Genomic DNA, 18,460 nt, shown 5'->3' with positions numbered 1-18,460 from the left:
GCGCCCCGAAAGGAGCGCCTTTGCTTTAAACCTTGTGACTTAGAAACGGAAGTTTAAGCCTAGGCCATAAGTTTTAGGACGGTTGGGACCATAAAGGTGGTCGCCGATGCCAACTCCGTAGGAGGCGTCTAGGTTCAGCCATTCGGTGATGTCAAACTTGGAACCCACGGTAATCCAGGTTCCGACTGGGGTGTTTTTGCCAAGAAAGGAATCAAAACCGCTATCGTCATAGATTCCGATGATAAAGGAAACTGTAGAACGGATATAGGGCGTGTAGTGGGGTACAACGGTAAAATCCAGTTCTGCTGAAATGTTAGCGGCTAATTCCGAATAGTTCTTCTCACCTTCTGTTTCATACTGGACGCCAAGTTCCGACCCGAAGTTGACCGTGGGGGTTAAGATTGAGGAGAATTGAAAGCCTCCTTTCAGCGTCCATTCGTCTTCAACGTTGTAAGAATCATCGCCAACGGGGATAGCTACGTCGAAGAAAGCGTTCATTTTAGGGATGAACTGGTATCGAATCGAAGCTTCGATGTTTCCTAAACCATTGACATCGTCCATTTCGGTTCCATGCAGTTCTGTGTAGAAGCGGAACGGAACCATTACCCCTAATTCCAAGTTTTGAATGACGGAAAATCGTGCGCCAGCGAACATGGTGAGGCAGCTGGCGTAATTTGTTTCGTTGTAAGCGAGACCTGTATGAGCTTCGCCTTGATTTTTGGGGAGCACCGGGAACAGATCCCAGGAGGCGAAGGTTGCCGAGGCTGCGAAAATTCCGGTGAGTGCGATTTTTTTGAGCATGTTTGTTCTCCTTGTTGTAAAAAATTACGGGCGGTAATATACAAAAAGGGGGGGGCGCAGACCAATAAACTCAAATTTTTTTTAGACCCCAAAAAAACAAGCGGCGCCCCCCCAAAGGAGCGCCGTTGTTGGTGTATGGGATGTTTGGTTTTGTATCCTTAAGATAGATTTGTTTGGTCCAAGTGGGAATAGTCCAAGGTGATTTGCCGTTGTTGGGTTTTACAACACTTTACAATGGGAGCGCTCCTTTTGGGAGGGTGTTGGAGGGTGTATGTCGCAAATTTGGACGTTCTGGCGGTTCTTTTTGAGATGAAAAATGTTCTTTTTTAAACGAAATAGGGGCTTTTTTTATGAAAAAAAAGCCTTTTTTTACCGTTTGCGGTGTTTTTTTGCGGTAAATCCATAAAAAGACGGTCTTGGCACGACAATTGCATTAAGTGGGGCGTTAATAAAGAAAAGCGCCCTTGTGGCGGAGGCAAATATGTCTGATTTTAATAATGATGCAGAAAAGGTTTTGGCCAAGGCCCAGAGTTTGATGGACCGTAATTCCCATTCTTACCTGGGATGTGCCCATTTGGCCGTGGGTCTGGTAGAAGGCCCTGATGCGACCCTGAAAAAGCTGTATAAGTCCAAGAACGCGAAGACTCAGGACCTGCGCGGTCGTCTGGAGCCTTTCGTGCAGAAGGTGCCCCGTGTGGAAGGGGCAAACCCGGATGTGGGCCCGGATAGCGATCTGAACCGTGTTTTGCGTGCTGCCGTGCAGTCGGCCCGTCAGGTGAACCGTATGGTGACTCCTGGCGATATGCTGGTGGCCTTGATGAAGTTTGCGGGGGACCGCGGCATTGCCAAGGTTTTTGAAGACGCCTTGGGTTCCGTGGAAGTGGTGGAGACTTGGCTCTCCGATCCCTTTGCCGGGGCAGCCAATGCCGAGGAACAGTCCCCGCTGAAGTTGTATGGTCGTGAGCTGGTTGAAATGGCTGCCGATGGCAGGCTTTCGCCGGTGATTGGCCGTGAAGAGGAAATCCGTCGTGTAATCTTGATCCTTAGCCGAAAGACGAAAAACAACCCCTGCCTCGTTGGTGAACCTGGCGTGGGTAAGACCGCTATCGTCGAAGGGCTCGCCGAGCGAATCTATCGCGGCGATGTGCCTGACGCATTGAAGGGCAAGAAACTTTTCGCCCTGGATTTGTCCGCCCTGATGGCTGGCGCAAAGTACCGCGGCGATTTCGAGGAACGTCTGAAATCTGTTCTGGACGCCCTTGAAGAAGACGGAAATACTCTTCTGTTCATTGACGAAATCCATACCATTGTGGGTGCCGGCAAGACCGAGGGCTCCATGGACTTGGGTAACATGCTGAAGCCCAAGCTGGCTCGTGGTGAACTGCACTGCATTGGCGCTACCACCACCCAGGAATACCGTAAGTACATCGAGAAGGATTCCGCTTTGGAACGTCGTTTCCAGCCGGTGCAAGTTGATGAACCTACGGAAGAAGAGGCAATCTCTATCCTCCGTGGAATTAAGGATGGTTTCGATGCTCACCACGGCGTGCGTCTGCATGATAATGCCTTGGTGGCTGCAGTGAAACTTTCTAACCGTTACATCAGTGACCGATTCTTGCCGGATAAGGCTATCGACCTGATTGACGAAGCCGCAAGTTTGGTAAAAACTCAGATGGATACGGTGCCGGAAGCTCTGGATACTTTGCAGCGTAAGGAACTACAGATGAAGATCGAGGAGCAGGCTCTGGCAAAGGAAACGGATGAAGTTTCTGTCCGTCGCTTGAAGGAACTGCGTGAAGATCTGGCTGTGACTGCTGCCGCCGTGAAGGCTATGCAGGAGCGCTGGCAGGATCGTCGTGCCGCCTTCGCTGAAATTCGTGACTTGAAGAAATCTCTGGCAGATGCCCGTACCGAAATGGAACAGGCTGAAGCTCGCTACGACCTGAACCGTGCTGCGGAACTGAAGTACAACAAAATCGTGAACCTGGAAAAGGAAATCGCGGAAAAGTCTGCTGCCATCGCAAAGTCTACCACGGGCGATGACCTGAGCGAAGAGGTGACGGAAGATACCATCTCTATGGTGGTGAGCCGTTGGACTGGTGTTCCTGTGACCAAGCTTTGCGAAGGCGAAAAGTCCAAGTTGCTCCATTTGGATGAACGCCTGCATGCTCGCGTGATTGGCCAGGATGATGCTGTGGAAGCGGTGTCTGAAGCTATCTTGAGAAACCGTAGCGGATTGAGCCGCGAGAACGCTCCTATTGGCAGCTTCCTGTTCCTGGGCCCCACAGGTGTCGGCAAGACGGAACTGGCCAAGGCCTTGGCTGTGGAACTTTTCGATGATGAAAACGCTCTGGTCCGTATCGACATGAGCGAATACATGGAAAAGCATACGGTAAGCCGTTTGATCGGTGCGCCTCCGGGATATGTGGGCTACGAAGAAGGCGGCCAGCTGACGGAAGCCGTTCGTACCAAGCCTTATTGCGTCATCTTGCTGGACGAAATCGAGAAGGCTCATCCCGATGTGTTCAACACCTTGCTGCAGGTTCTTGATGACGGTCGTTTGACTGATGGTAAGGGCCGCACGGTGAACTTCAAGAACACCCTGATCTTGATGACGTCTAACCTGGGTGCAGAAAAGTTCCGCGAACGCTTGGCCCGCGCAACTTCTGGCGCCGCTGGTAGTGCCGCAGGCTCTTCGGGCGAGAACGTCGCGCCGGTGACGGTTGCCGACATTGAAGCCGACCTTCATGCTTTCTTCCGTCCGGAATTCCTGAACCGTCTGGATGAAACGCTGGTATTCCAGAGTCTTACCAAGCCTCAGATCCGCGACATTGTAAAGCTGAAGTTCGCTGGCCTTGCAAAGCGTGCCGCCCGTCAGGGACTGGAACTGACTCTGTCCGATGCAGCCTTGGATGCCATTGCGGATGGCGCTTACCAGCCGGAATTCGGTGCCCGTCCCATCCAGCGTTTCATTGAACGCAACGTGGAACGTGTGCTGAGCCACGCCATCCTTGCTGGCACAGTAAGCTCCGCAAAGCCGGTGGTCATCGACTACGAAAACGGCGTGTTTACTGTGAAGTAAAGCGTCGCGGAACGCCGCAAAAAATTCCTCCTAACCCCAAAGCGCTGGACGAAAGTCTGGTACAAGAACAGCCCCGGATTTCCCGAGGCTGTTTCTTTTATACAAACTGCGTTGTGTTATTGTTGGCTAGATTAGAACTTTGCAAACCAGGAATTTTTCTTGGATGGCTTTGCTTCCTTGGCTGCTCTTTTATACAGAAGGGGAATGTCTGAACTTGGCTGTTGAGCAATACTACGAATGCATTCACGGAATTCATCGATGTTCGTAAGGTGGTTTTCGTGAATGAGTTGGTTGTAAACAATGCTGTCTGGTTCGTATTCAATGCCGCATTCGTGGAACCCGCTCATGTCGTAGATGTCGCGACTATTGCAGGTTTCCTTGGAAATCGCTTCTTCAAAATCTTTTAGGTAGCAAGTGGAGGAAAGCGTGGTTACGGTTGCTTCTACCAGCCTTGATTCCATTGATTCTTCTGCAGAGGTGAGGCTAAAGGTGTAGACTTGGCCGTTAATGGTGAAGTTCGCTTGCTTGTTGCTTACTTTTTGATACGTAATGTTGTTTTCTTGCAGGAAAACGTCGAACTCCGGGCCTCCCTGATCCTGATCGTCAAAATCGCTGGCGTAGATTTCGTGGAAACCGGAACCATTGTAGAGAGCCTGTACAATGTAGTAGGCTAGATCCGTTTTTGTGAAATCAGCATTTTCTCTTAAACTAAAGTTGACAGTGGCTGTTGATTGGGTGAAAGTGATTGTTTCTGTGGCGTAAGGTGAGAGGCTGCACTCTTGCACTCCGTCGTCATCGTCATCATTGCAAAGAAGCGCTTCCCAAGTACCATATAGGCGACCATTGTTTTTGCCAATAAGAAAGTTTTTGCGATCGTAAACTTCGTCATCATAGGTCTTAAAGGTGTGGAGGATTAGAGTGTCTCCCTTGATTTCGTACGTATTGGTATCTGCATAAACCTTTAAGCCTCCGTCGAGCCATTGTGGTTCCCCATCTACAAGGGCGCAGTCGCCGACTTCTCGTGACATGGAAACAATAAGTGTTTGGGTCGCTTCATTGACGGAAAGCTGATAAACATATCCGCCAGTAGGTGAAAACGGATTGTTTGAGGCTGCAGTCCCGGAACTGTCGTCGCCACATGCGATTAAGGATAAAGCAGTTAATGCAACTGTAAAAATTGCAACTGTAATTTTTGTGAACTTCATTTGTTGTCTCCTTCTAACCTGTTTTGCCGTAATTTACGGCTTTGATATTACTTCTTGAAATACCCTGCAACTTCGTTGTGGATGAGTCCGTTGGATGCGAAGCTGGTGTAGCCTTCGTAAATGGGGGCGACGGGCTTGCCGTTGGCATCGAACAGTTCGGTTCTGCCGTCCAGCATGCTGAACTTGCCACCTGCCTCAGAGAAAAGCAGAGGATACGGGGCGATGTCCCAGAGGGAAACGATGGGGTCGATCATCAGTTCGGCGCGGCCTGCGGCTACCAGGTAGTAACCGTAGCAGTCGCCCCAACCGCGGTGGAGGCGGGCTGCGCGACGGACGTTTGCGTACTGTTCGCCATAGCCTGCAGTTTCCATGGTGTTGACGGTGCCGGAAAGAACCAGGGCGTCGGAAAGTTTTTCCACCTTGGAACACTTGGAGACGCGGCAGTCCTGTGCGCTGCTACCGAGGAATGCTCCGCCATCCTTCACGGCCCAAACAGCGGTGTTCATGGCCGGGATGCGGATAAGGCTGGCGATTGCTTCGCCGCGACGGTATAGTGCAATCAAGGTACCGAACAGAGGCACGCCGTGGATGAATGCCTTGGTGCCGTCGATGGGATCGATGACCCACTGGTATTCTGCATCGGGACTTTCGATTCCAAATTCTTCACCAATGACGCCGAAGCCCGGAGTTTCCTTTGCCCAGAATTCGCGGCAAAGTTCTTCGGTGCTCTTGTCGGCGATGGTCACAGGAGTCTTGTCTGCTTTCCATTCCACGCCAACATCGTTCTGGAAATACTTTAGGATGTTACCCTGAGCCAGTTCGGCAGCCTTCAGGGCAATGTTTAACAAATCAAGATTTTCTTTTGTTGCGCTCATTGTAACCTCTCTGGATCCTTCACTTCGTTCAGGATGACATATAGGGTCGTTCAGGATGACACTTCAAAGCGACGAAGTCGCGCCCTCATACCTCAAAGCAGCGCCGCTGCGCCCTCATACCTGTTTTGTCCACTTCTTAACAAGATTCATCAAGAACTGGTTTTCTTCAGGCTTGCCCAAGGTAATGCGGACGTGTTCCGGCAAACCGAAGCTGGTGAGGCCGCGGATAATCATGCCGTTTTCTTCCAGGAACTGCACCATTTCTTTTGCCTTAGGGCCGATGTGGACGCAGATGAAGTTGCCTTGGGTGGGCAGCACCTTGAAACCGAGACCTTCGAAGAAGGGCTTCAGGACCTTGATGCCGTCGGCGTTCAGCTGGCGGGTACGTTCCACGTGTTCCTTGTCGCCGAGGGCGGCAATGGCTGCAGCCTGGGCGGCCAGGTTAATGTCGAAAGGCGGCTTGATCTTCCACATGGCCTTGATGACCTGTTCGCTGGAGATGGCGTAACCCAGACGGATGCCTGCCAGACCGTAGATCTTGCTGAAGGTGCGGTTGATAAGCAGGTTGGGGTACTTCGCGATCATTTCGAACATGCGAGGGTAATCTTCAGCGGTGGCGAATTCAGCGTAGGCTTCGTCCAGGAACACCATCACATTGGAGGGAACCTTGCTCAAAAATTCTTCAAGTTCTGCGCCTGTGTAGTAAACGCCGGTGGGGTTATTGGGGCTGCAGATAAAGGCCACGCGGGTCTTTTCATTAATGGCTGCGGCCAACTTATTCAAGTCGGTCTTTTCTTCGCCGACCCCAACGCCAATAAAATCGGCACCGTTGGAGAGTGTGGTAAACTTGTAGACGCTGAAGGTGGGGGTAATGCCCACACAGTTGTCGCCCTGACGGATAAATGCCTTGCCTACCATGTCGATGATTTCGTCGGAACCGTTACCCAGCACCAACTGGCTGGTCTTGACACCGTAAAATTCGGCAAGGGCGTTAATCAGGGTGGGAGCGTCACCACGAGGGTAAAGATGCAGTGTGTCCACGATCTTCAGGTAGGCTTCCTTGGCCTTGGGGGAAGGGCCGAGGGGGTTTTCGTTGGAAGCCAGCTTTACCACTTCGGTAAGGCCGTACTTGGCACGAATTTCATCCATGGACTTGCCAGGGACGTAGTCAGAAAGCTTAGAAAGTTCGGGACGCGGATCGATCATAATATCCTCTTTTGAATGAGCCTACAAAAGGCTGGACAAAATTTAGCTAACTTTGGGCAGTATGAGAAATTTACGTCTTGCCATTTTCGCCTTTGTGGTTGCAATGTTTGCAGCTAACAGTTTCGCCCTGGATCGTATCTGGAACATGCGCTATACTTATGGCCCTGATTTCAGACCGTCTCCCAAGTTCGCCGCCGGTGTTGGCCTGCGTTCTGATTTTGGCAGCAATGTGCTGTTCCCCGTGAACATCATGGGTCAGCTGGCCAAGGACTGGGATATCGGTGCCAAGCTGGATGTGTACACTTACAATCAGCTGGACAATGTGGAAACTTCCGTAGACTTCGGTACCCGCTACCGTTTTAACGGAGCCTTTTTTGAAATTGACGGCTACTTCGGCTTGAACCGTGATAACGGTGGAGCCTTGGTGCTGACTTATGGCAAGGAATATTTCATCGCCAAGAATTTCTCCAATGGTTATGAGGCCCGTGCAGGTTTTCTGAAGGGTGTAACTGGCGAAGACGGCTATGTGAAATTCGCCGTAGGAACCATTCCCACTTTGCATTTTGGAAAGTCCTTCCTCTTGATGATCGAGGTGAATTCCTCGGGTAGCGTGGGCTACCTCAAGGATGACTTCATGCTGGATATCATCCCCAAGATGGAGTTGGCTCTAGGTGGTGCTAGAGTCCGCGTAGAATTCGATATCGGCGTATTGCAGGAATCCAATAACGACCAGAAGAGCATTGCCCTCTACGTTTTGACTTCGCTGTAATTTATTCTAGCATGGTGCTTGTCTGCACGCCTTCCCTTGAAAATAAAATGTGGATGGTCCCTTTTTCGGCGGTATTCACGTAAGGTATTCCAAGGGAATCCAGCCGTTGGATGACCTGCTTGCTGGGGTGGCGAAAGCGGTTGTGTCGCCCGCTAGAAACAATAGCTAACTGGGGTTGCACCTTTTGCAGAAAGACTCGACTGCTAGACGTTTTTGATCCGTGATGTCCTAATTTCAGGACATCACTTTTTATGTACATATCTGTGTTCATGATTTCCTTTTCTCCTGCAATAGTCAGATCGCCTGTAAGTAGGGCGGAGTGTCCCAATCCCTTGGCCCGCAGTGTGATGCTCTGGGTGTTTACGTCGACACACCGGCGGGTAACCGGATGAAGAATTTCAATCTGGAAAAGATGTTCTTTCCATAGCAATCCACGTTCCATATCCCGAATGATTATGCCTCGGCTGTATGCTTCCTGAATGAATTTTTGCCAGTTAGACTTGTCTTCTATGCGGGCACAATCCGTAATCCACAATTCTTTTACAGGGAATGTCTTAATCAGGGAAAGGGCTCCGCCGTAATGGTCCAGATCCGGGTGGGTGATGATAAAGGCGTCGAGGCGGGAAACTCCGATGTGGTGCAGGTAGGGGACGATGGTGTTCTGGGTTCCGTCACCGGCGTCGATGAGGAAATGTTTTTGGGATGGAGTTGTAAGCAGGTGGCTGTCGCCTTGGCCTATATCTAGGGTGGTTAATTGCCAATTGGGAACGCTAGCCTTTATGAAATTTCCGTAGGCGAATGTTCCGCAAAATACGAGAAGGCTCGTCAGGTAAAATCTCTGGACAAGGCGGTTCTTTTTTGCGGCAGGGGCCAGCAGTATCACCAGCCCCAGCAGAAGGAGTAACGCAGGGCCGAAGGGGCCCACCGTGGCGGAGGCTTCCGAAGAGTCGGACAGTAATCGCGTTAACAGGGTGGCCAGACGCAAAAAGAATTTGGCGGCATAGCAGAAGTTTTGCCTTAAAATATCGAGGGGCGATAGCAAGGCAAATAGGCCAGCCTGCATACCCATGGAAATGGCTGGCACAACGACGATGTTTCCGAACCAGGCAACGGGCGACAAAGTCTTGAAATGATGGATGAGAAAGGGGGCTGTAGAAAGGGTGGCGCAAAAGGTGACGTAGGTAGGTTCCAGTATGGCTCCTTGAAAAAATGCCCATAGTTTGTTCTTGGTCAGTTTCTTGGGGAGACCCTGTAGTGGATTTAGAGGGCCGCTAATGATGATGCCCGCCGTAGCCGCCACGGATAGCTGAAAGCCTGGATTCCAGATGACTTCAGGTTCCGGGAACATGATGATGAATAGGGCGATTCCCAGACTGTTTAATGGGTTGGGCTGCTTTTGGAAGGTGGCTCCTATTAGAGGGACCGAGAACATGATGACGGCCCGTCGCACGGCAGGAGAACCTCCGGTTACAGGGATGTAGAGCAATAGCAGTAATACCGCAAACAGACGCACTATGTGATGGGGGAGGCCTGTTGCTTTCAAAAGAATCATGAGCATTCCTGCCAGCAGTACCACATGGAATCCGCTGATGGCTAGCACATGCACAAGCCCCGTCCTCTGAAAGTCGCTGCGGAGGGCGTCGGGTATTCCGCTCTTGTCGCCGGCAAGTAGCCCGAGCAAGAGTCCTGTTTCGGCTGGGTCCAGGTAGTCGGCGAATCTGCGGGCTATCCATTGTCGGAATTTATAGAAGTATCGTTCGGGAACTAGTCGGTGGCTATAGACATCCCAGTGCTTGAATTTTCCGTAGGCGGTTAATCCTTGTGATTGCAGCCATTGCCGTGTATCAAACGCACCTGGAACGGTTGGCGGATTGACTGGGTACCAGCTGGCTTCGTAACAAATGGAATCTCCGGCCATGGGCATAATGGGGAGGTCCCGTTTTTCGGTGAGTCTTATTTTGTTAGAACCGCTGTTGATGATGACGGCTAGACCGCTGGATTTTTTTTGAATCGTCTCGACGATGCCGCAACCCTGTTGAGGAACATCTTGGGACTTAATCGGGTTTATGGGGCTATGCAATGCGTAGTGGCTGATTAGGGCTAGAATCAGGGCCGCAAGGGAGGCCTTTTGCAAGTGGCGGGAGGCAACGTGGATCAAAAAGGGACAAAGAATCAGTAGGGGAATTCCATAGACGGGGGCGTCGAAGGTGACCAAAGTGACGATGAAAACCATGGCTCCCCATAGGGCCGGTTTTCCCTGGATTCCTGTTAACAGGTCTTGAAGATTGCAGAAAACATTTTTTATACTAGTTGAAAAGTGCTTCATTGGCTGAATTCTCCCAAAATTCTATCTTTTTTCTATACACGTATCTTTGGGGAATTAGGAACCTATGAAAATGAAAAATTTCTGTAAAAATATGTTGAAGAAATCCTTGTTGTTGTGGATGCTGGCGGTTTGCCTTGGCATGATGGGCTGTATCTTCGATTCCGATGAGGAAACCGAAGTGACCTTGTTGCCCGACAGTGGATTGTTCTTTCAGATGTTCCCCAATGACAAGGCCAACAATGATTCTGTGGATGCCCAGTTGGCTCACGGTATCAGGTTGCTTGTTCATCCTAAGGCTACCTACGAACTGTCCTTTGACAAGGGGGAGGCTACCGAAGCTCCCAGGCTGCAACTTTTTAGACTTGATGTAAAGGGGGACAGCTATTATGCTTCCAAGGTCCGCGTGATTTCGGCTACCGAAAGTAATGGCCGTTTTGTGTATAAGTTTACCTGCGACGAAAATGATATGGCTCAATGGGCGACCTCGCTGGAAATGAACCGCGGATTTTATAAGGGCTCCACAAGGAATGTCGAATTTAAGGGAAAGGGAGCCTACTCCGATCACATGTCCTTGAATTTGGTGGCTGTAGGAAATGTGGCCGAGACTTTGGATGGTTTTACCATTGAGGAATTTTCCGATGAACTGCTGAAAAGGTTCCGCAAGTATTATTCCAGCGTGACCATCGATACCCTGTATGTGAGCTACGCCCAGGATCACCCCTGGGTGGGCAAGAATTATCCGGCTGATGAACCGTGGGTTGCCGGAAGATCTTCAAGGGATACCATGCTTTGCGAATTGACTGGCTGGCCCGATATGGAATCGGCTCTGGAATTGATTCTGGTTCACTCAATCTATAGTGATGGCGTTGTTGGCTTCTCGAATCTTTTTAGCGGTAATATGGAAGCTGGTGAAGGCAGCACCGTGTTGCTTGGAACGCATACGCGAAGCCGCGGGTCGTCAGTTCCTTTGACTATGGATGAAATTGTGGAAACTGCCTTGCACGAAACCGGACACTTCTTTGGACTTCGCCATACGACCTCTACTATGAGGGATATGAGTGCCTATTATGATTTCTCCAATTACGAAGACGGTCTGGAGGACACACCCTATTGTCCGGAACTTCAGCGCAGTGGCTTAGTGAAGGAATCTGCAGAAGGTGAGGTGGACTTCCGTATTCCTGGAATGAGGATGAGACGCGAAGCGAAGGCTGACTATAATTTCACATTGGAGCAGTGTCCCGATGCTGACAACTTCATGTACCCTGTTGTTTCTGATGTCAGGTATTCCCAGTTCTCGAAGGAACAGCTGGAAATCATTCGTTCCAGTTTGATGATTTTCCCTCATTAAGGTTTTTATGAAAGCTTCTCAATTTAGTGAACAGGCTCAGCTGATAGCCTTTGTTTTGCAGAAGGGTGCTGAATGGGATCCCTCTGTGATTGAACTCCTCGAAAAGACTTGGGGGCCGATTCGGCATAAGGGAAAACTTTTTGCCTTTGACAGGACCAATTATTATACCCCTGAAATGGGGGATGGTCTTTACCGTGGAGTGGTTTCTTTTGAGAAATGCATTTCGCCTGAGACCATCGCCGATGAAAAGGAGCGGAGCAACGCACTGGAATTGACTACTGCCAACAGCGAGAATCCAGATCACCGCCATGTGAATATCGACATCGGCTATATGGATTTGGATAAGGTGGTGTTGCCTAGCTACAAGCGCGGACCTTTTAAACTTTACGCCGGGAAGGGCGTGTGGCTGGATATGCTGCTGACCTATGCCAAGGGCGTTTTTCACCCTACAGCCTGGGCCTTCGAAGACTTTACCCGCAACCCCTACCAACACGACCTTCAGTTGATAAGAGAAAAGTATAAAAAGTCGAGAGTCGCGGCGGATTGCTTGCAATCCGACATGACCGAGCCGCCTACTTTGGCACCGGAGGGGCAAAAGTATAAAAAGTCGAGAGTCGCGGCGGATTGCTTGCAATCCGACATGACCGAGCCGCCCACTTTGGCGCCGGAGGGGCAAAAGTATAAAAAGGCTAAAGCGGCTGGTAGTGAGGGTTCTTTCCGCCTATGAAACGCTTGGGCTTGATTGTTGTGGTCGTGGTGGCCTTTTTATATGGAGGCCATCAGCTACGTGTTCGCCTGGCAGAAAATGCCGCCATCGAAAAGCATAATGCCCTGGTTGAAGAGACCAACGCCTGTCTGGAATCCGGGGATTGGAAGTGCGCCGAGAAGGATTTGAAAGTGCTGCTTTCTGAAACTCCCGAAGATCGCAACTTGCAATTGCATATGGCGGGTGTGCTGCTGGAACAGGAACGCTACGAAGACTGCATCGCCTACATTTCTGGACTGGGTTACAGCAATGGGGATCTGGAATATCTAACCGAAAAATCCAAGATGCTCATTCGAGAAATGGAAACATTGGGCCTGGAACGTTCCGCCCATTTCCGACTGGAATTTGATGGACGCCCCTCTCGCAGCGATGTGCTGGAAGCCCTCTCGGTGTTGGAAGTCGCTTACGATTCCCTTTGCCACCTGTTTGATTTCCGCCCCGAAAATAAGTTGCAGGTGGTGCTTTATGAATCAGAAGATCATGGCGGTGTTGGTGGTCGTCCTGCTTGGGCAGGAGCCCTGTTTGACGGAAAGCTTCGTATTCCTGTAAATGTCATGCAGTATCGTGAAGTCTATCGCCCCATGCTGTTTCATGAATTGACTCACGCCTTTATTAGGGCCATGGTCCGCGTAAAAATTCCCACCTGGGCCAACGAAGGTATTGCCCAGGTTGTAGATGCAAGCCGCAATGACGTGGCTAGACCCGCCGGAAGTGAACCTTCCTTGGATGTGCTGTCGGCTCCCTTTGTTGGAGAGACCCGTACCGATGAGGCGGTAAAGCTTTACTGGTATTCCCAGAAAATGGTGGAGGGAATGCTGAAAAGGAATGCTGACTTTACACGGTTCCGTGATTTTATCAAGAGCCTAAGCTCCATGAGCGCCGATGAAGCCCTGCAGAAATTTTATGGAGTGACTGCCCAACAGCTTTTGAATGAGGTCTGACCATGGCGAAAAAGAAAGTTGTTATCCTTGCGACTGGTGGAACTATTGCCGGTGTTGGTGAAGCCGGTGCCAATACGGGCTATGTATCGGGGCAGATTGCCGGTGTAGACCTGGTGGCTGCCGTTCCTGAAATTGCAGACTACGCCGATGTGACGGTGGAGCAGTTCTGCAATGTGAATTCTGACGACATGACGGGCGAACTGTGGCTTAAGCTGGCCAAGCGTATCGACGAACTTGCCGAGGATGGATCCGCCTCTGGACTGGTTGATGCGTTCGTCATAACTCATGGTACCGATACCATGGATGAAACGGCCTACTTCCTCAGTCTGACTTTGCGAACCGAGAAGCCGGTTGTGCTGACTGGCTCGATGCGCCCTGCCACTGCCAAGGAACCGGATGGCCCGGCTAACTTGCTGGGTGCCGTACAGAGTGCTGTTGGCTTTGCTCTAGAAGATGAACCCGTTGGAAATAACGTGTGGGTTTATTTCGGAGGCGACCTGTTTGATGCTCGCAGAGTTCAGAAATGCAGCGCCAGCGAATTGCAGCCCATGGGAATCGATTTCCCTGGATCTGGGGCGGCTGACTTTGACAATGCCTGCGAATCCCCGTTTTTTGATATTTCCGGCGTGACGGAACTGCCTAGAGTTCATGTGGTGTACTTCGCCGTAGACGCGAACCCCCGCCTGCTGGAATTTGCCTCGGCCATTTCAGACGGACTCGTGATTGCTGGGGCCGGCAGTGGAGAATTTAGCCTTCCGTGGTCCCGTGCATTGGCTAATGTCGACATCCCTGTGGTTGTGGCTACTCGAATTAACCACGGTGTGGTTACCCTGAACAGGAATCTGGCTTTGGCACCCGAAGGTGTGGCCAGAATCAGCGCCGGTGAACTGCCTCCTCAGAAGGCTGCAGTTCTTTTGCGACTGGCCTTGACCCAGACCAAAAATCCGTCGCGTCTGGCTAAAATTTTCGAAAACGCCTGATTGCGGGTTCGTTGCGGAACTTTCGCAGGAACATTACTGATTCAGTTTTTCCTTGGCGGCCTTGATAGCGTCTTCGGCCTTGTCTAGGGCGGCGTTTGCGGCGTCCTTGGCTGTAGATTTAGCGACGTCGGCTGCATCACTAGCTTTGTCCTTGGCTGCATCTGCTACGTCGCTAGCCTTGTCTTTTGCAGCATCTGCTGCATCGCTTGCTTTATCCTTGACTACATCTGCAGCTTCGGTAGCTGCCTTTTTGGCCTTGTTGGCGTACTTGCTGGCGGTTTCGCTGGCTTCCTCGCCACATGCGGTAAGGCAGGCTGCTGCAATCATGGAAATCAAAATTAGACGCTTCATAAATTCCTCGTAAAGTTAGGGGTAAATATAGCCACTAATATATCGTCTGAATGTCTATATTTTGTCATATGAAATTTCTAATCCAGCGAGTAAAAAAGGCCCAGGTGGATATCGCCGGCGAGACCGTCGGACAGATAAACCAGGGTTATATGGTCTTAATAGGGGTTGGCGAAACCGATACCCGCGAAGAGGCAGACCGCCTGATCCGCAAGATGATGAACCTCAGGATTTTTGCCGACGAAAATGGCAAGACCAACTTGAGCATCAAGGACGTAAACGGCGAGTTGCTGCTGGTTTCCCAGTTCACCTTGTACGCCAACTGCAACAAGGGGAATCGACCCACCTTCAATGGTGCCGGAAATCCGACCCTTGCCAATGAACTGTATGAATACGTCATTGAACAATGCCGCAAGGAAATTGCCAAGGTGGAAACAGGTCGCTTCGGTGCCGACATGCAAGTAAGTTTAGTCAATGACGGCCCGTTCACCATCATGCTGGAATAAAGGTTCGCTCGGCAAGCCTCGCTAGAGGTGCGAGGTCGGTAGCTCCGCTACCTAGAGCGAACGGCCTAAAGCGAAAAGGTTAAAGTGTAGAGAATATAACTCACACCTTACACCTCACACCTCATACCTCATACCTCATACCTCATAACTCATAACTCATATCTCACCGCCCATTGCGAGGATAATGTGCGCAAAATAAAATTTCAAGTCGTCTTACTTTTTTTCGCCCTGTTCTTGTCTTCTTTTATGATTTCGTGCGCGGGTATGCGAGACGATGCTCCCGGCGAATCTGCCGGTGATTCCGGCATGATGGACACTCCCTGCGATGAGTGCGGTAAGCGTGGCGATATCGAACTGAAAATCACCGACGAAAAGTTCTACCGCGAATGGAATGTGGCTGCCTATAACCGCCTGGATTCCAATGCCGTAGTAGGCGTGTTCCCTTCGCTTTTGGTAAATGCCAAGCGACCCGAAACCTGCCGCTTCTGCCACAGTTACAGCGCCGACGCCTTGGATTTTGATCTGGCTCGCGTTGAAGACTCCATCTTCGTAAAGGCTTTCCCCAAGATGCAGCGCGAGCTGATGCTCCCGGGAATGCGTCTGCCTGACGCCGATTCCAGCTACCTGGATACGCTGTCTGCCGCTTTCCTGAATTTCAAATTCGCCGATAATTTGCCTCTTGAAGATTTTACCCCGTGGCAGGACCGCGAAGGTATCGAGCAGCCCTTTACCCGTGTGGTGCCTACACCTCTCAAGAATTTGCTGAACAATACCGCTAGCCGCTATGGTCTGCGCTATATTTCTATCCCGGTGCGTCTTGATGTGTTTATGGATCCTGATCTGGGCAAGTCCGGTGGCTTTACCTGGAAGATCCTATGGACCCTTTGGGATGCCCGTTATGGGGAATTGGTCTTCTTGACCTACTCGGAATATACCGCGTCGACTGCTAGCCGTGTCGCTCCGGAAAAGGAATGGACGGAACCCTTTGGAGCTCGACTGCAGAAGATGTTCACCACCGACGTCAATACCCTGGAAGCTCATTAGTCTGACGCAGAAATTTAGCGCACGAAAAATGGCCCGCGATAGCGGGCCGTTTCTATACATCTTGTTTTATAGTATGCGTTGTCTATTAGACTTCACTATTTTTCTTGCTGAACTTGTTCATTACATCGGGAACCAGGTCCATGACCTTGCTCATAATGGAACTGTCCTTGCTGATGGGCATGATTCGAACGTCGTCGCCCTTGATCACCAGGAATGCAACCGGATCTACGGAAGCGCCGCCGCCGGAAGCGGAGGTGTCGCCCTTGCTGGAATGTCCGCCGAAACCAAAACCGACAGAAACGCGGCTGACGGGAACGATGATGGTGTCGCCGGATTCAATGGGCTTGCCGATTACAGTTTCTGCCTGGGTGATAAAGCGGAGCTTTTCTAAAAGAGTTTCTGCGAGTTTTTCAATAGCCATAATTCTAATATAGTTATAAATACCTAGGTTGTTTTGCCTGGATGAACGTTAAACCTTAATATCGAGCTTCGTAAATGCGGTCGCTGGCGGTAAAGAATTTGCGTTCCAGATCGGGCCAGCTGAGGAATCCCCAGACGACGGCGATGCGGCCACCTGCCAACTGGGTTGCGATTCCGTTTGCCCCTTCGCCTGCAGCAAAATAGACGCAGTCGCTGCTGGGGAAGATGCCCTTGGGTTCAACAATGTTCAAGTTCTGGATCCAACTTTCGAAAGCTTCGGCTTCTTCCTGGTCCCAGCTGCGGGCCACGTTCCAGCGGAGGTTGCCATCGCGGTAGCTCTGTACAAGCACGGGGAAGGTGGACTTGACTCCCATGAAGTACTTTGTCTGGATGGAGGTCTTGCCCTGTTCGCGATTTTCGAAGGGCAGACTTAAGAAAGCCTGGGGAAATCCACCGTGGAATCCGGGGAATCGACGTACGTAGTTTTCCAGGTCGCTTCGTTCGTAGCGTCTAAAGCTGTCGTGCCTGAAAATGAAAATCCTGTGGTCGGCACGGATACTCTGTTCCAAAAAACTACCGCGCAAGATGGGGGCGCTGCCTTGGAATCGTCCGCTGTTCATGTAGTAATCCAGGGCGTACACGTCGCTCTTGAATTCCAGAATGGTTACGTCCAGAGTGTCGCCTTCCAGAATCGGGTAGCGGATTTCGATGCGCTTCTGCAGAGCGGAAATGTCGCCGACCATACTTGAATCCACTGCGGCAATGATGGGCTTTACCGACTTGTAAGTCAGCTCTTCCAGGCTTACGGGCTTAACCTCTTCCTGCTGACAGGCGCAAAGGAGTAGCGCTTGCATCAGGGCGGCAAAAAGACCTGCCTTCATCATTTTCTTGTGGAACTTCATACAGTTTGAATTTAGTATTTGTGAGGCTCTCTGTTTGGGGTTCGTCACTTTTTTTCGGCGTAATTGCAGAACTCATGGAGGGGGCATTTTTTGCAGTGGTCGGTCACTTGTCTACAAATGAACCCATCCTTGCCATTCTCCAGGAAGTACTGCATACTGTGAGACGAGAGGTAGGGGGACGCCTGGATTTCCTTGGCCAGGGCTACAAATAGCTGGTTGGCCATGACCTGTTTTTCCTTGGGGGTCATGTTGGCGAATCCGTCTCCGCCATTTTCGCTGCTGGCAGGGCCGAGAATAGAAATGTAACGGCGGGCGCCCATGGTCAGGGGCAGGTGGGGCATCTTGGATGTAGGTTTGCAGCGGAGTCCAAGGCCTACCGGTTCTTCTGTAATCAGACGGTAGATGGCGGCGCAAGCCTTGGGCCTCGGGTTGGATTTTCCCATGAAGTAGATTTCGCCCAGGTCTCGCCAGAGTTCCTCGGGGGTGCGGGAGGCGACGTAATCGGTGATGCTATTGTTCCCCTTGTGGTCGGGGCCTGCGCCGTGGTTCCGCATAAAGGCGCCCACGCTCCAGAAAATGCCTGCGGCATGATCAAACAGTTCCCAACTGCGGGTGTGAAAGACGGATTCCTCGCAGTTGTTGATTTCTTCTTCCTTGGGGACAGGCAGTTTCCATAGAGCGTCTCCAGGGAACCTCTCGTGGAGTGCTCGCATCAGGTTTGCGAATTCCGGGTAGCTGCAATTCTGGAATAATGCCGTGCCCAGTAAAACCCAGCCCACCTTTTCCTCGATAGTTTTGCAGTGCCGCGTTACGGCTACGACAGGATCCTGCAGGTCCCTGAATAAAGCGACAAATCCCGCTGTCGCCTTGAACAACGCGGGATTGTCTTGAATGAATTTGCCGATGGAAACTGCCATTGCGGAGGGATCGGAACGCTCTAG

General features: G+C 51.0%; 17 protein-coding genes. 8 read left to right on the top strand and 9 right to left on the bottom strand.

Features of this window, described 5'->3' with window-relative positions; genetic code table 11:
• Positions 1 to 39: 39 nt before the first annotated feature.
• On the bottom strand, positions 40 to 801 hold the full coding sequence (locus tag BUB73_RS03870; RefSeq protein WP_073156943.1) for a transporter: 762 nt from the start codon (positions 799 to 801) through the stop codon (positions 40 to 42).
• A gap of 481 nt (positions 802 to 1,282) precedes the next feature.
• On the opposite strand from BUB73_RS03870, the gene BUB73_RS03865 reads away from it, so the two are divergent.
• The gene (locus tag BUB73_RS03865; RefSeq protein ID WP_073283754.1) at positions 1,283 to 3,883 is read left to right on the top strand and encodes an ATP-dependent Clp protease ATP-binding subunit; all 2,601 of its coding nucleotides are present in this window, start codon (positions 1,283 to 1,285) and stop codon (positions 3,881 to 3,883) included.
• A gap of 131 nt (positions 3,884 to 4,014) precedes the next feature.
• Here the strand turns inward: BUB73_RS03865 and BUB73_RS03860 are convergent, their stop codons facing one another.
• From BUB73_RS03860 to hisC, 3 genes are all read right to left on the bottom strand, one after another.
• On the bottom strand, positions 4,015 to 5,088 hold the full coding sequence (locus BUB73_RS03860) for a hypothetical protein (RefSeq protein ID WP_139259106.1): 1,074 nt from the start codon (positions 5,086 to 5,088) through the stop codon (positions 4,015 to 4,017).
• A 47-nt stretch (positions 5,089 to 5,135) separates the two neighbouring features.
• The gene (locus BUB73_RS03855) at positions 5,136 to 5,963 is read right to left on the bottom strand and encodes an inositol monophosphatase family protein (protein ID WP_073156934.1); all 828 of its coding nucleotides are present in this window, start codon (positions 5,961 to 5,963) and stop codon (positions 5,136 to 5,138) included.
• A gap of 114 nt (positions 5,964 to 6,077) precedes the next feature.
• Positions 6,078 to 7,169, bottom strand: coding sequence for a histidinol-phosphate transaminase (gene hisC / locus BUB73_RS03850; protein ID WP_073283748.1), 1,092 nt, complete (start codon positions 7,167 to 7,169; stop codon positions 6,078 to 6,080).
• 61 nt (positions 7,170 to 7,230) lie between these two features.
• Here hisC and BUB73_RS03845 point away from each other — a divergent pair, with 61 nt between their 5' ends.
• Entirely contained in the window at positions 7,231 to 7,938 is a 708-nt protein-coding gene (locus BUB73_RS03845) for a hypothetical protein (RefSeq protein ID WP_073156929.1), read from the top strand.
• Position 7,939: 1 nt separating this feature from the next.
• Here the strand turns inward: BUB73_RS03845 and BUB73_RS03840 are convergent, their stop codons facing one another.
• A complete protein-coding gene (locus tag BUB73_RS03840) occupies positions 7,940 to 10,171 on the bottom strand; it encodes a DNA internalization-related competence protein ComEC/Rec2 (RefSeq protein WP_249269299.1) in 2,232 nt (743 codons plus the stop codon).
• 157 nt (positions 10,172 to 10,328) lie between these two features.
• Here BUB73_RS03840 and BUB73_RS03835 point away from each other — a divergent pair, with 157 nt between their 5' ends.
• From BUB73_RS03835 to BUB73_RS03820, 4 genes are read left to right on the top strand one after another with little or no spacing between them, the layout of a single operon-like run.
• Entirely contained in the window at positions 10,329 to 11,612 is a 1,284-nt protein-coding gene (locus BUB73_RS03835; RefSeq protein ID WP_139258193.1) for a hypothetical protein, read from the top strand.
• A 7-nt stretch (positions 11,613 to 11,619) separates the two neighbouring features.
• Entirely contained in the window at positions 11,620 to 12,339 is a 720-nt protein-coding gene (locus BUB73_RS03830) for a DUF4416 family protein (RefSeq protein ID WP_254795000.1), read from the top strand.
• Positions 12,336 to 13,319, top strand: a complete 984-nt coding sequence (locus tag BUB73_RS03825; protein ID WP_073283745.1) for a hypothetical protein — start codon at positions 12,336 to 12,338, stop codon at positions 13,317 to 13,319. Before BUB73_RS03830 ends, BUB73_RS03825 begins: the two co-directional genes overlap by 4 nt.
• A gap of 2 nt (positions 13,320 to 13,321) precedes the next feature.
• Positions 13,322 to 14,299, top strand: a complete 978-nt coding sequence (locus tag BUB73_RS03820) for an asparaginase (protein WP_073283743.1) — start codon at positions 13,322 to 13,324, stop codon at positions 14,297 to 14,299.
• A 33-nt stretch (positions 14,300 to 14,332) separates the two neighbouring features.
• Here the strand turns inward: BUB73_RS03820 and BUB73_RS03815 are convergent, their stop codons facing one another.
• Positions 14,333 to 14,650, bottom strand: a complete 318-nt coding sequence (locus tag BUB73_RS03815; protein WP_073283740.1) for a hypothetical protein — start codon at positions 14,648 to 14,650, stop codon at positions 14,333 to 14,335.
• 68 nt (positions 14,651 to 14,718) lie between these two features.
• Here BUB73_RS03815 and dtd point away from each other — a divergent pair, with 68 nt between their 5' ends.
• Together dtd and BUB73_RS03805 are read left to right on the top strand one after the other, a co-directional pair.
• Positions 14,719 to 15,153: a D-aminoacyl-tRNA deacylase gene (gene dtd, locus BUB73_RS03810; RefSeq protein ID WP_073156911.1), complete on the top strand. Its 435-nt coding sequence runs from the start codon at positions 14,719 to 14,721 to the stop codon at positions 15,151 to 15,153.
• 264 nt (positions 15,154 to 15,417) lie between these two features.
• The gene (locus tag BUB73_RS03805) at positions 15,418 to 16,197 is read left to right on the top strand and encodes a hypothetical protein (protein WP_249269300.1); all 780 of its coding nucleotides are present in this window, start codon (positions 15,418 to 15,420) and stop codon (positions 16,195 to 16,197) included.
• Between the two features lie 85 nt (positions 16,198 to 16,282).
• On the opposite strand, the gene BUB73_RS03800 is transcribed toward BUB73_RS03805, so the two are convergent.
• Genes BUB73_RS03800 through BUB73_RS03790 form a run of 3 tightly spaced genes read right to left on the bottom strand, consistent with a single transcriptional unit; the run spans position 16,283 to position 18,436 of the window.
• The gene (locus BUB73_RS03800; protein WP_073156906.1) at positions 16,283 to 16,618 is read right to left on the bottom strand and encodes a GerW family sporulation protein; all 336 of its coding nucleotides are present in this window, start codon (positions 16,616 to 16,618) and stop codon (positions 16,283 to 16,285) included.
• 55 nt (positions 16,619 to 16,673) lie between these two features.
• Positions 16,674 to 17,519: a hypothetical protein gene (locus tag BUB73_RS03795; protein ID WP_073156903.1), complete on the bottom strand. Its 846-nt coding sequence runs from the start codon at positions 17,517 to 17,519 to the stop codon at positions 16,674 to 16,676.
• A gap of 44 nt (positions 17,520 to 17,563) precedes the next feature.
• Positions 17,564 to 18,436: a hypothetical protein gene (locus tag BUB73_RS03790; protein WP_073283734.1), complete on the bottom strand. Its 873-nt coding sequence runs from the start codon at positions 18,434 to 18,436 to the stop codon at positions 17,564 to 17,566.
• Between the last annotated feature and the right edge of the window lie 24 nt (positions 18,437 to 18,460).

Origin of the sequence: Fibrobacter sp. UWH6 (assembly GCF_900142465.1) — a bacterium.
Lineage (GTDB): Bacteria > Fibrobacterota > Fibrobacteria > Fibrobacterales > Fibrobacteraceae > Fibrobacter.
Note: the sequence above shows the minus strand (reverse complement) of the source record. Positions and strands in the feature narration are given on the sequence as shown.